The sequence below is a fragment of the Tsukamurella pseudospumae genome, assembly GCF_001575205.1.
GTDB lineage: Bacteria > Actinomycetota > Actinomycetes > Mycobacteriales > Mycobacteriaceae > Tsukamurella > Tsukamurella pseudospumae.
The window spans coordinates 164,090-177,725 of record NZ_LSRE01000050.1; the positions used below are offsets into that span (position 1 = coordinate 164,090).

Annotated in this window: 12 protein-coding genes and 1 pseudogene; 5 read left to right on the forward strand and 8 right to left on the reverse strand. The window is 70.7% G+C overall.

Features of this window, described 5'->3' with window-relative positions; translation table 11 throughout:
- Positions 1-11: 11 nt before the first annotated feature.
- A complete protein-coding gene (locus tag AXK61_RS21590) occupies positions 12-1,763 on the reverse strand; it encodes a 2-isopropylmalate synthase (protein ID WP_068746990.1) in 1,752 nt (583 codons plus the stop codon).
- 167 nt (positions 1,764-1,930) lie between these two features.
- Here AXK61_RS21590 and AXK61_RS21595 point away from each other — a divergent pair, with 167 nt between their 5' ends.
- A complete protein-coding gene (locus AXK61_RS21595) occupies positions 1,931-2,608 on the forward strand; it encodes a FadR/GntR family transcriptional regulator (RefSeq protein WP_068575057.1) in 678 nt (225 codons plus the stop codon).
- 4 nt (positions 2,609-2,612) lie between these two features.
- On the opposite strand, the pseudogene AXK61_RS21600 reads toward AXK61_RS21595, so the two are convergent.
- Both AXK61_RS21600 and AXK61_RS21605 read right to left on the reverse strand, forming a co-directional pair.
- Positions 2,613-2,888 (reverse strand): annotated as a pseudogene (locus AXK61_RS21600) (hypothetical protein); the annotation flags it as partial.
- Positions 2,889-2,947: 59 nt separating this feature from the next.
- The gene (locus tag AXK61_RS21605; RefSeq protein WP_068746991.1) at positions 2,948-3,781 is read right to left on the reverse strand and encodes a helix-turn-helix transcriptional regulator; all 834 of its coding nucleotides are present in this window, start codon (positions 3,779-3,781) and stop codon (positions 2,948-2,950) included.
- 111 nt (positions 3,782-3,892) lie between these two features.
- Between AXK61_RS21605 and AXK61_RS21610 the strand changes: the two genes are divergently transcribed.
- Positions 3,893-5,344, forward strand: a complete 1,452-nt coding sequence (locus AXK61_RS21610) for an MFS transporter (protein ID WP_068746992.1) — start codon at positions 3,893-3,895, stop codon at positions 5,342-5,344.
- Here the strand turns inward: AXK61_RS21610 and AXK61_RS21615 are convergent.
- The 4 genes from AXK61_RS21615 to AXK61_RS21630 are packed head-to-tail and all read right to left on the reverse strand — an operon-like array spanning position 5,328 to position 9,426.
- On the reverse strand, positions 5,328-5,828 hold the full coding sequence (locus tag AXK61_RS21615; RefSeq protein ID WP_068746993.1) for a MarR family winged helix-turn-helix transcriptional regulator: 501 nt from the start codon (positions 5,826-5,828) through the stop codon (positions 5,328-5,330). The two genes, AXK61_RS21610 and AXK61_RS21615, sit on opposite strands and share 17 nt — an antisense overlap.
- A gap of 20 nt (positions 5,829-5,848) precedes the next feature.
- Positions 5,849-6,718 (reverse strand): 3-hydroxyisobutyrate dehydrogenase, encoded by an 870-nt coding sequence (mmsB, locus tag AXK61_RS21620; RefSeq protein WP_068746994.1) that lies wholly within the window; start codon positions 6,716-6,718, stop codon positions 5,849-5,851.
- 11 nt (positions 6,719-6,729) lie between these two features.
- On the reverse strand, positions 6,730-7,893 hold the full coding sequence (locus tag AXK61_RS21625; protein ID WP_269451184.1) for an acyl-CoA dehydrogenase family protein: 1,164 nt from the start codon (positions 7,891-7,893) through the stop codon (positions 6,730-6,732).
- Between the two features lie 9 nt (positions 7,894-7,902).
- On the reverse strand, positions 7,903-9,426 hold the full coding sequence (locus AXK61_RS21630) for a CoA-acylating methylmalonate-semialdehyde dehydrogenase (protein WP_068746995.1): 1,524 nt from the start codon (positions 9,424-9,426) through the stop codon (positions 7,903-7,905).
- A 98-nt stretch (positions 9,427-9,524) separates the two neighbouring features.
- Here AXK61_RS21630 and AXK61_RS21635 point away from each other — a divergent pair, with 98 nt between their 5' ends.
- Entirely contained in the window at positions 9,525-11,198 is a 1,674-nt protein-coding gene (locus tag AXK61_RS21635) for an AMP-binding protein (protein WP_414930025.1), read from the forward strand.
- Positions 11,199-11,253: 55 nt separating this feature from the next.
- Here the strand turns inward: AXK61_RS21635 and AXK61_RS25525 are convergent, their stop codons facing one another.
- The gene (locus AXK61_RS25525; protein ID WP_068575049.1) at positions 11,254-11,814 is read right to left on the reverse strand and encodes a TetR/AcrR family transcriptional regulator; all 561 of its coding nucleotides are present in this window, start codon (positions 11,812-11,814) and stop codon (positions 11,254-11,256) included.
- A gap of 82 nt (positions 11,815-11,896) precedes the next feature.
- Here AXK61_RS25525 and AXK61_RS21645 point away from each other — a divergent pair, with 82 nt between their 5' ends.
- Together AXK61_RS21645 and AXK61_RS21650 are read left to right on the forward strand one after the other, a co-directional pair.
- Positions 11,897-13,063 (forward strand): FAD-dependent oxidoreductase, encoded by a 1,167-nt coding sequence (locus AXK61_RS21645; RefSeq protein ID WP_068746997.1) that lies wholly within the window; start codon positions 11,897-11,899, stop codon positions 13,061-13,063.
- A gap of 72 nt (positions 13,064-13,135) precedes the next feature.
- Positions 13,136-13,618: a carboxymuconolactone decarboxylase family protein gene (locus tag AXK61_RS21650; protein WP_068575047.1), complete on the forward strand. Its 483-nt coding sequence runs from the start codon at positions 13,136-13,138 to the stop codon at positions 13,616-13,618.
- The last annotated feature ends 18 nt before the right edge of the window (positions 13,619-13,636 follow it).

Consider the following 13,636-nt stretch of genomic DNA (forward strand, 5'->3'; position numbering starts at 1 on the left):
TTACCGACGGGTCACGTGGTCTGCGCCGCGCCGATCACGGCGGCGACGGTGGCGGCGAGCACGGAGCGGTGCCGCCCCAGGGTCCAGCGCACCTCGCCGGCGCGCCGGTGCTCGAGCAGTGTCAGCGCCTCCGCGTCCTCGCCGCGCCCCAGGGAGGTCTGGTGCAAGGACAGGACGTCGACCTCGGCCCCGTGCTCGGTGAGCGCGGCGACGAGCGCCTCGACCGGGCCGGTCCCGTCGATCACCGTGCGGAACGGCGCACCGTCGACCCGGAGTCCGACGGTGACCCGGCTACCCTCGGCAACCTCCTCGACGACGCACTCCGCGAGCTCGAACCGTCCGGGCCGTGGCCCGAATGCGGCCGCGAAGACCTCCCACAGCGCTGCCGTGTCCATCTCGGCGCCGTGTTCGTCGGCATGCTCCTGCACGTGCCTTGCGAACTCGATCTGCAGACGGCGTGGCAGTTCCAGCCCCAGGTCCCGCTCCAGCAGGTAGGCCATGCCGCCCTTGCCGGACTGCGAGTTGACGCGGATGACGGCGTCGTAGGTGCGGCCGATGTCGGCGGGGTCGACGGGCAGGTAGGGCACCCGCCACTCGATGTCCCGCTCGGACCGCCCCTGGGCGGCGGCGCGCGTGCGGTGCTCGTCGAAGCCCTTCCTGATCGCATCCTGGTGGGTGCCGCTGAATGCGGTGTGCACCAGGTCGCCGACGTACGGATGCCGCTCGTGCACCGCGATCCCGTTGCACGCCTCGACGGTGCGCCGCACCTCGTCGATGTCGGAGAAGTCGACCATCGGGTCGATCCCCTGCGCGAACATGTTGAGCGCCAAGGTCGCCAGGTCGACGTTGCCGGTCCGCTCGCCGTTGCCGAAGAGGCAGCCCTCGACGCGTTGCGCACCGGCGAGCACGGCCAGCTCGGCGCATGCGATCCCGGTGCTGCGATCGTTGTGCGGATGGACGGAGAGGATCACCGCGTCGCGCCGGGCCAGGTTCCGGTGCATGTACTCGATCTGGTCGGCGTAGACATTGGGCGTCGCGACCTCGACGGTGGCGGGCAGGTTGAGGACGACGGGGCGAGCGGCGGTGGCGTCCCACAGATCGGTCATCGCGTCGCACACCTCGAGCACGTAGTCGGGCTCGGTCAGGTTGAAGACCTCGGGCGAGAACTCGAACCGCACACCGTCCAGGTCGCCCGCGGCGGCCAGCAGGTCGCGGCCCCCGGTCAGGATCAGCTCCTTCAGCTCGGTGCGGTCGCGGCCGAGCACCACGTCGCGCCAGGTGGGCGCGGTGGCGGTGTACATGTGGATCACGACCTCGTTGCGGATGCCACGGACGGACTCGACGGTCCGCTCGATCAGGTCACGACGGGCCGGCGTGAAGACGACGACGGTGACGTCCTCGGGCGCGATCTCCGTCGCCGCGATGAGCCGGACGAAGTCGTAGTCCGTCTGGGAGGCGGACGGGTAGCCGACCTCGATCTCCTTGTACCCCATGGCCACCATGAGCTCGAAGAACCGGCGCTTGCGCGCGGGATCCATGGGCTCGGGCAGGGCCTGGTTGCCGTCGCGCAGGTCGACGGGGACCCACAGCGGCGCCGCGGTCAGGCGCCGGGACGGCCAGGTGCGGTCGGTCAGCGGGACTTCGACGCGGGCGTGCACATCGCGATAGCGGTGGTGCGGCATCTGCGAGGCGCGCTGTCGGTTCCAGGCGGGAGCGGCGGCGGGGACGGGGCCGCGGGGCGTATCGATCGTGGGAAAGGTCATGACGGTTCCTTCGTGGGATTCCTCGGTGGCCGGCGCGCTTCCCACGGCGGGAGCCGGCCCGGAATCAGGCCCCGCCGTGGCGCGGAAGGAGAAGGAGGCGGCCGTGCTGCGTCATGCCGACGACCCTAACACAACTCCTCAGACAAGTAGAGAAGTATTCTCGGCACATGCCCCCGATCCGCCGCGCCTCCCTCGCCGACCAGGCCGCCGACGCCCTGCTCGCGCGCATCCGGTCCGGCGAGTGGGAGCTGGGAGACAGGCTCCCGGGCGAGACCACGCTCGCGCCCCAACTGGGCGTCGGCCGGTCGACGGTGCGCGAGGCGATCCGCAGACTCGCCGGCATCGGAGTGCTCGCGACCCGGCAGGGCGCCGGGGTGTTCGTGACCCGGCTCGAAGCACCGTCGGGCATGGACACCCTGCTCGACGGGGCCGCGATCGACGCGGTGATCGAGGCGCGGATCGCGATCGAGGTGGAGGCCGCCGCACTGGCGGCCCGGCGGCGGACCGAGGAGGACCTGGACGCGGTCCGCGCCGCGCTGGCGATCCGCGCCGCACACCGGGGCGACCTGGTCCGGCACGTCGAGACGGACACCGACTTCCACCGCGCCGTGATCGCCGCCGCGCACAATCCGGTCCTGCTGGAGATGTTCGACGGGATCGCCGCGCACCTGCGTCGGGCGATGATCGACATGCTGCGGTCCCGATCGGGCGGGTTCGGTGACGACGGCGATCAGGACTCGCACGCAGATCTGCTCGCGGCGATCGAACGGCACGATGCCGCGGCGGCCGCGGCGCTCAGCCGGGAACACCTGTCCGGCATGCTCTCCGGCTCCGGGACCGACTGACTCACTATCCTGTCGGCGTGCCCCCGACGGCGTCGTCCCAGCGCGCCCGGTACCGCCCCCACCGCGCGTCGAACCGCTCGGCGCGCTCGCGAGCGCGCTCGAGCTTCTCCGGTGAGTACCGGTGCCGCGCCCAGGGCGAGGTCGGGCGCGCGAGCCGCAGTGCCGCGACGAAGGCGACGGGGCCGACGAACAGTGCGATCAGCGCCGTCGGGTACTTGCCCTTGAGAGCGGTGGTGGCCACGAAACCGAAGTGGATCACGAGCCAGCACACGATCACACCCGCGGAGCCCCTCTCGCGTCCGCGGAGCAGCGAGATCCGGGGACGAACGTGGACATAGCTCAGAAATCCCTGGCGTACTCCGTGGGCACGATCCGCGTGAGCCGCTCCCGCGTCTGCTCATCGCGCGGCAGGTAGGTCAGCATCCGCAGCGAGGGCCGGTCGCGCAGGTTGAAGGTGCTCACCTGCAGGCGCAGCTCCCCCACCCGCGGATTGCGGATCGTCTTCTCCCAGTCGGCGGCGTCGAGCACCAGGCCCGCGTGCCACAGCTGCGCGAACAGCGGCGAGGCCGCCTGCAGCCGGTCGAGCAGCGGCTTCCACGCGGGGTCGGCATGGCTGTCGGCGTAGATCGCCCGGGTCCGCGCCACGACGGCCTCCAGCTCCTGCCGGTCGGCGACGTAGGCGCCGAGCCAGAGCTGGTCGGTGAAGTCGAGCCAGAGACAGTTCCGGTCCTCGGGGGCGAACTCCTCGACGTCGGTGATGAGGAAGCGGAAGGCACGGTTGTAGCGGACCATATCGCTGCGCGGGTTGAGCACCACAGCGGGATTCGGTAGGAGCGCATCGAGGACGGGCTGGACGGTGTCCGCCGCCGTGTGCCCCGCCTGGGGCCCGGGCTGATGTCCGGCCAGGCGGAGGACGTGGTCCCGCTCGCCCGGATCCAGCAGGAGCGCATCGGCGACCGCGCACAGCACTTCCGGGCTGGGATTGACGTCGCGGCCCTGCTCGACCCACGTGTACCAGGTGGTGCCCACGTTGGCGCGCGCCGCGACCTCCTCGCGGCGCAGCCCCGGTGTCCGGCGTCGCCCGCCGGCCGCCAGCCCCACCTGCTGTGGCGTCACCTGCTCGCGCCGGGTGCGCAGGAAGCGCGCCAGCTCGGCGTTGTTGCGAGTGCCCATACATGGAGTATCCCCCGTTCGCGCGCACGGACACGCCGCCAGCCCGGTGGTCTCAGTACCAGGATCCACACGGTCTGGATACCCGGATGCGGACGCGGCACCGTCGACGCCATGACCTCCGATCCCCGCCCCCGCCTGACCGGTCCCGGGCTCGCCGTCCTCGGCGTCGCCTACTTCCTCACGACCTACCTGTTCGCGTCGGCGAACGTGGCCGTCCCGGACGTGGCACGGAGGCTGTCGGCATCGCCGGCGGAGCAGACGCTCATCCTGGCGGCGTTCTCGGCGACCTTCGCGACGGCGCTCATCCTGTTCGGCCGGCTCGGCGACAACCATGGAAGGCGCCGGGTGTTCGCCGCGGGCCTGGTCGCGGTCGGCGTCACCTCCGTCGCCGCGGGGTTCGCGCCCGACGTCACGTCCCTCATCGTGCTGCGCGCGGTGCAGGGCGTCGGCGCGGCGGCGTTCACACCCCAGGTGCTCTCGACGGTGCAGGCCACCACGTCCGGCGAGGCGCGACGTCGCGCGATCGCCGTGATCGCGGCGACGGCGGGGCTGGGCTTCTGCGGCGGGCAGGTCCTCGGCGGCGCACTCCTGGCCTGGGACCCCGCCGGCCTGGGTTGGCGCACCGTGTGGTGGTCGGCGGCCGTGATCGCCCTCGTCGCCGCGATCGCCGCCGGTGCGGTGCCCGACACCCGCGCGGAGCGCCGGCTGCCGCTCGACTACCGCGGCACCGCGCTCCTGACGGTGGCGCTGCTCGCGCTGCTCGTCGGACTGTCGCTGGGTGGCACCCTCGGCTGGCCGCCGGTCTCGTGGCTGCTGCTCGTCATCGCGGTCGCGGTCGGGGCCGCGTTCTGGTCGGCGCAGCGTCGAGCCGAGGCCGCGGACGGCGCGCCGATGCTGCCGCCGTCGGTGTTCGCGCACCGCCCGATCCGGGTCGGCCTGCTCATGGCGCTGCTGTTCTTCTCGGGCTACGGCGCCCTGGTCTTCGAGTACGCGCTGGTGAGCGAGCACGCCCTCGGCATGAGTCCCGTCGCATCGGGCGTGGCCCTGGTCCCCTACGGCGCAGCCTTCGTGGCCGTCTCGCTGGGGCAGCCGGCGATCCACCGCCGCCTCGGAGCGAGGACGATGCCGGTGGGTGCGACGCTCAACGCGATCGGCCTGCTCGCCCTCGCGGCGAGCGGCCTCGCGGCTCCGCAGGTCTGGGCGTGGGCGGTCCAGCCCGCCCTGATCCTCGTGGGCGCGGCCCAGGCGATGCAGTTCGGACCGCTCGTCGGCACGATCATGGGCTCGGTGCCGGATCGCATCGCCGGACTCACCGGCGGTCTGGTCTCGACGGCGCAGCAGGCCGCGTTCGCGCTGGGCGTCGCGACGCTCGGGACGGGCTACACGGCCCTGGCAGGCGGGATGTCCGCCCGGCACGCCTTCGCCCTGATCCTGTTGGTGCACACCGGCATCGCCGTCGTCTTCGCCCTGTGCGCGCGATCACTGCAGCCGCACGCGCGAACGTCGTCGGACGACTCGGAGCGGGCGGACACGGAAGCCGCCGCGGTCAGAAGTCGCCGTTGAACCGGCGCAGTGAGCGGATGGCCCCCACCAGCGCCGCGGACTCGTCGTCAGGCATACCGATGTCGGAGAAGACGTCGTTGAGCACGACGGTCGCCTTCTCGACCAGTTCCCGGCCCGCCGGGGTGATCGCGACGAGCGTCGTGCGGCCATCGGTGGGGTGCGGTTTGCGCTCGACCAGCCCGGCCTCGCCGAGCCGGTCGATCGCGTGGGTCACCGACGAGACATGGACCTGCAGCCGGGTGCTCGCCTTCGAGATCGGCAGTTCGCCGCGCTTGGTGAAGGCGAGCAGCCGCAGCAGCTCGAATCGGGAGAAGGACAGGCGGAAGGGCTTGAGCGCCGCCTCGATCCGCGCGAGCAGGATCTGGTGCGCACGCATCACCGAGGTCACCGCCTCCATGCCCGAGGCGATCTCACCGCCCCAGCCCGCGTCCTCCCAGTTGCGGCGGGCGCGGGCGATCGGGTCCCGGGCATCCGGTTCTGTCATCGCGCCGCCCTCCGCCTCGTCTATCGCAGTGTGTTGATGATCGCGCTGAAGTCTAGGCCCCCGTTGTCCTGCGCGAACGCCGCGTACAGCGAGGCGGCGTGCGTGCCGAGCGGCGCGGTCGATCCGGTGGACGCGACGGCGTCCATGGCCAGCCCCAGGTCCTTGTTCATCAGGGCCGTCGCGAAGCCGGGCTTGAACTCGTTGCCCGACGGTGCCCCCGCCACCGGCCCGGGGACGGGGCAGTTGGTGTGCAGCGACCAGCAGTTGCCGGTGGCGCCGGTGACCACGTCGTACAGCGCCTGATCGGCGAGGCCCAGCTTCTCGGCGAGTACGAAGGCCTCGCCGACGACGATCTGCTGGACTGCGAGGATCATGTTGTTGCACACCTTGGCGGCCTGCCCGTTGCCGGAGCCACCGCAGTGGATCACCTTGCCCGCCATCGGATCCAGCACGGGCTGCGCCGCAGCGAAGGCCGCATCGTCGCCGCCCACCATGAACGCCAGCGTCCCGGCGTCGGCACCCTTGACACCGCCGGAGACGGGGGCGTCGACCTGCTTCATCCCCGCGGCCTCGGCCTGCGCGTGCACCGCGCGGGCGTCGTCGACGGAGATGGTGGAGCTGTCGATGAACAGCGTGCCCGGCGCGGCGTGCGAGAGGACGGAGTCGTACACCGCTTTCACGATGGCGCCGCTGGGCAACATCGTGACCACGGCGCCCGCACCCTGCACGGCCTCCTCGGCCGTATCGATCACGGTGACGCCGGCCGCGCGGGCTGCGTCCTGCGCCGCGGGGACGAGGTCGAAGCCGCGGACGGTGTGCCCGGCGGCGACCAGATTCTTGGCCATCGGGCCGCCCATGTGGCCGAGGCCGAGGAATGCGATCGTGCTCATGAAGGTTCCTCCTACTTGCCCTGGACGCGGGCGGCCTCGGCGCGGCCGATCACCATCCGCATGATCTCGTTGGTGCCCTCGAGGATCCGGTTCACGCGCAGGTCGCGAACGATCTTCTCGACACCCGTCTCGTGCAGGTAGCCGTAGCCGCCGTGCAGCTGGAGCGCCTGGTCCGCGACCTGGAAGCAGGTCTCGGTGACGAACTTCTTTGCCATGGCGCAGAGCTCGACCTTGTCGGGGTCGTTCTCGTCGAGAGCGGTCGCGGCCCGCCACAGGATCAGCCGCGAGGCCTCGAGCGAGGTCGCCATGTCGGCGAGCGCGAACCGGATGGTCGGCTCGTCGATCAGCTTGCGACCGAAGGTCTCCCGCTCGGTCATGTAGCGCAGCGCGAGGTCGTACGCGGCCTGCGCACCGCCCAGCGAGCACGCTGCGATGTTGAGGCGGCCTCCGTTGAGTCCGTTCATCGCGATGCCGAAGCCCTTGCCGGCACCGTCGGTCCCGCCGAGCATGCGCGACGCGGGGATCCGCACGTTCTCGAAGATCACCTGCGTGGTGGGCTGGCTGTGCCAGCCCATCTTCACCTCGGGCGGACCGAAGGACAGGCCCGGAGTTCCCCTGTCCACCAGGAAGGTCGAGATGCCGCGGGCGCCCTCGCCCTCACTGCGCGCCATGACCACGTACAGGTCGGACGCGCCGCCGCCGGAGATGAACTGCTTCGTGCCGTTGAGGACGATGTCATCGCCGTCACGCTCGGCCTTGGTGGTCAGCGACGCCGCGTCCGAACCGGCTCCCGGCTCGGTGAGGCAGTAGCTGGCCATGACGTCCATCGGCGCGAGCTTGGGGATCCACTCCTGCCGCTGCTCCTCGGAGCCGTAGGTGTCGACCATCCAGGTGCACATGTTGTGGATGGAGATGAACGCCGCGGTCACCGGGTCGCCCTTGGCGAGCTCCTCGAAGATGCGGACGCCGTCGAGCCGGCGCAGGCCGGACCCGCCCACGTCCTCGCGGGTGTAGATGGCGGCCATGCCGAGGCTGCCCGCCTCCTTCATCTCCGCCACCGGGAAGTGCTTGGTGGCATCCCATTCGAGCGCGTAGGGCGCGAGGCGCTTGCGGGAGAAATCGCGCGCCATCTCGACGATGGCGAGGTCGTCGCCCGTCAGATTCGGGTAGGGCACGTGGCGCTCCTAGTGCATCGTGGGGATGGAGAACTCCGCGCCGTCCTTGATGCCCGAGGGCCAGCGCGAGGTCACCGTCTTGGTCTTGGTGTAGAAGAGGATCGAGTGCGGGCCGTGCTGGTTGAGGTCGCCGAAGCCGGACCGCTTCCAGCCGCCGAAGGTGTGGTACGCCACGGGAACCGGGATCGGGACGTTGACGCCGACCATGCCTACCTCGACGCGGGCCACGAAGTCGCGAGCGGCGTCGCCGTCGCGGGTGAAGATCGCCACGCCGTTGCCGTACTCGTGCTCGGTGGGCAGCGCGAGGGCCTCCTCGTAGGTGTTCGCGCGGACGATGCACAGCACCGGGCCGAAGATCTCGTCCGTGTAGATCGACATGTCCTTGGTGACATGGTCGAACAGCGTCGGGCCGAGGTAGTTGCCGCCGGAGAGGTCGGCGTCGCCGAAGGTCAGCTCGTCGCTGGTGCGCTCGCGACCGTCGACCACGAGATCGGCGCCGGCGTCCACGCCCTGCTGGATGTAGCTCTTGGTCCGCTCCACCGCGGCCGGCGTGATGAGCGGCCCGTAGTCGGCCTTCGGGTCGTGGCTGTGGCCCACGCGCAGCGCGGTGACGCGCTCGACGAGGCGCTCGCGCAGACGGTTCGCCGTCTCCTCACCGACCGGCACGGCCACCGAGATCGCCATGCAGCGCTCGCCGGCGGAGCCGTAGCCGGCACCGATCAAGGCGTCGACGGCCTGGTCCAGGTCGGCGTCCGGGAGGATCACCATGTGGTTCTTGGCGCCGCCGAAGGCCTGGCTGCGCTTGCCGTTGCGGGCACAGGTCTCGTAGATGTACTGCGCGATGTCCGAGCTGCCGACGAAGCCGACGGCCTTGACGTCGGGGTTGTTCAGCAGGGCGTCGACGGACTCCTTGTCGCCGTGAACGACCTGGAAGACGCCCTCGGGCAGTCCGGCCTCGATGAACAGCTCGGCCAGGCGCACCGGCACGGAGGGGTCGCGCTCGGAGGGCTTGAGGATGAAGGCGTTGCCGCAGGCCAGGGCCGGGCCGGCCTTCCACAGCGGGATCATGGCCGGGAAGTTGAAGGGCGTGATGCCGGCGACGACGCCGAGCGGTTGGCGCATCGAGTAGACGTCGATGCCGGTGCCGGCTCCCTCGGTGTACTCGCCCTTGAGCAGGTGCGGGATGCCGATGGAGAACTCGATGACCTCGATGCCGCGCTGGATGTCGCCCTTGGCATCGGCGACCGTCTTGCCGTGCTCGCTGGAGAGCAGCGAGGCCAGCTCGTCCACGTTCTGGTGGACCAGGTCGATGAACTTCATGAACACGCGGGCACGGCGCTGCGGGTTGAACGCGGCCCACTGCACCTGCGCCTTCTTGGCGCGCGCGACGACGTCGTCCACCTCGGCGGTGCTGGCGAGCGGGACGGTGGCCTGCACCTGACCCGTGCTCGGGTCGAAGACATCCGCGGTGCGGCCGGTGCCCTCCACCCGGCGACCGTCGATGAAATGCGGAATGGTGCGCACATCAGCCATGGTGTGTCCTTCTCTCTCGATCGAGGTCCATCGCGAAGCTTGCGCGATGTGTTGGCCATCACTATATACTTGGATATCCAAGTAATCAACCGGAGGATCTGAAAGTGGCTAGCACACAGGGGTATCGAGACTTCCTCGCCGCGCGCGACCTGCTGGTCGAACTCGCCGACGACTACGAGGCCGCTCGCGAGCGGTTCAGTTGGCCGCAGCTCGACGATTGGAATTTCGCCCTCGACTGGTTCGACCGGGTAGCAGAGGGCAACGACTCCCCCGCGCTCTGGATCGTCGAGGAGGACGGTTCCGAGTCGAAGTTCAGCTACGCCGCGATGAGCGCCCGGAGCAATCGCGTCGCCAACTGGCTGTGCGAGCGCGGCGTGCAGCCCGGCGACCGGATCCTGCTGATGCTCAGCAACCAGGTCGAGCTGTGGGACATCATGCTCGCCGCGATCAAGCTCGGCGCCGTCGTCATCCCCGCGACCACGCTGCTCGCCGAGGGCGACATCGCGGACCGCATCGCGCGCGGCGGCGCCAAGCACGTCATCGTCCGGAGCGAGCTCGCCGAGCGCGTCCCCGCGGAGGCGCAGGTCACCCGGATCGCCGTCGGCGATCCCGTGCCGGACTGGGAGGCCTTCGCCGCGGCGTACACGGCACCGTCGGACTTCACCCCCTCGCACGTCACGCACGCGGACGACACCCTGCTGCTCTACTTCACCTCCGGAACCACCAGCGCCCCCAAGCTGGTCGAGCACACCCACGCGAGCTACCCCGTGGGTCACCTGTCGACGATGTACTGGATCGGGCTGCGCCCCGGCGACGTGCACCTCAACGTCAGCTCGCCCGGCTGGGCGAAGCACGCGTGGAGCAATGTCTTCACGCCGTGGATCGCGCAGGCCTGCGTCTTCATCTACAACTACAACCGGTTCGACGCCGCCGCTCTGATGGGGCAGATGGAGCGGGCGGGCGTCACCAGCTTCTGCGCACCGCCCACGGTGTGGCGCATGCTGATCCAGGCCGACCTCAGCGCGCTGACGACGCCGCCGCGCGTCGTCGTCGGCGCGGGCGAGCCGCTCAACCCCGAGGTGATCTCCCGGGTGCGCGACGCGTGGGGCGTCACGATCCGCGACGGCTTCGGCCAGACTGAGACCACGGTGCAGGTCGCGAACACGCCGGGACAGCCCCTCAAGGACGGCTCGATGGGGCGCCCGTGCCCGGGCTACGACGTGGTGCTCGTCGACCCCGCGACCGGCGAGCAGGGGGTCGACGAGGGCGAGATCTGCCTGCGCCTGGACCCGCGGCCACTCGGCCTCATGGTCGGCTACCACGGCGATCCCGAGAAGACGGCCAAGGTGATGGACGGCGGCGTCTACCACACCGGCGACGTGGCCTCGAGAGATGCGGAGGGCTACCTGACCTACGTCGGCCGCACCGACGACGTCTTCAAGTCCAGCGACTACAAGATCAGCCCGTTCGAGCTGGAATCCGTTCTCCTGGAGCATGACGCGGTGGCCGAGGCCGCCGTCGTCCCCGCGCCCGACGAGCTGCGCCTCGCGGTACCGAAGGCGTACATCGTGCTCGCCGAGGGCTTCTCCCCCGACGAGACGACCGCGCGGTCGATCTTCGATTACAGCCGTGAGCACCTCGCGCCCTACAAGCGCGTGCGCCGTATCGCCTTCGCCGATCTCCCGAAGACGATCAGCGGCAAGATCCGCCGGGTGGAGCTGCGCAAGGCCGAGGAGCAGGGCCTGACCTCCGCGGAGTTCCGCGAGTCCTGACGAGAGCACTCCCGCTGCGGCGGCGATCCGGATTCCGGGTCGCCGCCGCACTCGTTCAGCGCCTGGACGCGGGGGCGAGCATCGCGGCGACCGCGGACCGCCATCGAGCCTCGGAATCACCTGCGCACCAGGCCCGCAGCGCCGCGCCGACGATGCCGTAGGCCATCGCCCCGGCGTCGACGCCGGGGCGGATCGAGCCCATGACCAGAAGGTTCGCCACCACAGCGGTGACCCCCTCGAACCCGGCGGCATCGTCGCCGAGGACCTCGGCCGCGGCGCCGCGCAGCCCCGGCCGCGCGGCGAGCAGCCGAGCCAGGGCCGTGGCCGGGGGCTGCGGCAGCCCCGCCAACGCCGAACACACTTCCTCCGCGACATCCCCCGTGCCGCCGACGGCGTTCCCCGCCTCCGTGCCGAGCAGGAAGCTGCGATCGACCGCATAGGCGGCGAGGAAGCCCTCGAAGTCGCCGAAGTGCGCGTGCAGGAGTCCGGTCGCGACGCCGGCCTGCACCGTGACCGCGCGACCCGTGAGCCCGTCCACGCCGGCACGCAGGATCACCGCTTCGGCGGCCTCGAACAGGCGCTGCCGGGCACCGTCGATCGCGATTCCCCTGGGCACGGCACCGATCCTAGCCCACCTTGCATCGATGGTGAACAGTCGCTCATACTGGTTTGAACACTTGCTCAAACCAGGAGGACGCATGGCCGACCACGAACTGCGCATCGTCATCGCGGGGGCCGGGATCGCCGGACTCGCTGCGGCACTGCGGCTGCAGCGCGATGGGCACCGGGTGCTCGTCGTGGAGCGCGCCGCCGAACGCCGCACCGGCGGCTACCTGGTGAACCTCCTCGGCCCGGGCTTCGACGCAGCGGACGCGCTCGGCCTCGTCCCCGCACTGCGCGAGCGCGACCAGGGGATCTTCACCTCGCTCCTCGTCCGCGCCGACGGCTCCACCAAGACGACGATGCCCGCCGCGCTCGCCGAACAGTCCCTCGGATCGCGGGCGCTGACGGTGTTCCGCGGGGACCTCGAGGCGGTCCTGTTCGAGGCGCTCGGCGGTGCCGCCGAGGTCCGGTTCGGCACGTCGGTCACCGCGGTGACCGACGGTGCCGCCGGCCCCCTCCAGGTCACGCTCAGCGACGGCAGCGAGCACGAAGCGGACCTGCTGATCGGTGCGGACGGGCTGCACTCGGGGGTCCGCGAGCTGGTCTTCGGACCCAAGGCCCAGTACGTCCGCGACCTCGGCCACGCGGTAATCGCGTTCCCCATGGAGGCGGCGCCCGAGGGGCTCCCGGAGCAGACAGCGAGCACCTTCATCGACGTCGGCCGGACCGCGGCGGTGTTCCGGCCGCGGGGCGGCGCACCGTCGGCCTTCTTCACGTACCGGACCGACGAAACGCCACGCGGCCCCGTCGAAGCCCTGGCGGAACATTTCGGAGACCTCTCCGGCCCCGTGCACGAGGCGGCGCGCTGGAGCGCCGACACCGACGACGCGTACGTCGACTCCGTCAGCCAGGTGGTGATGGACGCGTGGTCGCGCGGCCGCGTCGTGCTGCTCGGCGACGCCGCGTGGTGCGTCTCCCTGTTCGCCGGCCACGGCGCGGGGCTCGCCCTGGCCGGGGCCGACCGGTTGGGCGCCGCCCTCCTCGACCACCCCGGCGAGCTCAGCGACGCTGCGCGGGAGTGGGAAACCGGGCTGCGCGAGGAAGTCCGTACCCGGCAGCGGCAGGCTCGCGCGGGCATGGCCAGGTTCGCTCCCCCGAGTCGGTTCCACGTCCACGTGCAGGACCTGATGATTCGCGCGTTGACGGCTCCGGTCGTCGGCGGGCTGCTGATGCGTGGGCTGCATCGCGTCACGGAACGGTAAGAACAGGTCCGTTGCCCGCCGAGGCGATCGCAAATAGCGTGGAAGGGTTCCCGTCACACGAAGGAGAATCCGATGCCCGAGGTCGCGTTCAAGAACATCCGCTTCGATCCCGAGGGACACCCGTTCAACGAACTCGCGGTCCCGCTCGCGCAGGCCGTCGGCTACACCGCCGATCTCTCGATCGACCCGCAGTTGGCCCAGTTGCTGCGTCTCCGCGTGGCCCAGGTGAATCGCTGCGCGTTCTGCGCGGTCCTGCACGGCGAGTCCGCCCGGGATCGCGAGATCCCGCAGGCCAAGATCGATGACCTGACCGCGTACCCGATCTCCGACCTGTTCACCGAGCCGGAGAAGACCGCCCTGCGGTACTGCGACGCCCTGACCCTGCCGAACGTGGACGAATTCCACGACTTCCACGAGGCGATGACACAGCACTTCACGATCGACCAGATCAAGGATGTCGCGGCGGTCGTCGTGAACATGCACGTCTGGACTCGATGGAAGCTGGCACAGGGCCAGACGCCGTACTTCGTGGATGGTGACGGCTCCGCGAACTGACGCGCGGCGATTCGTGGC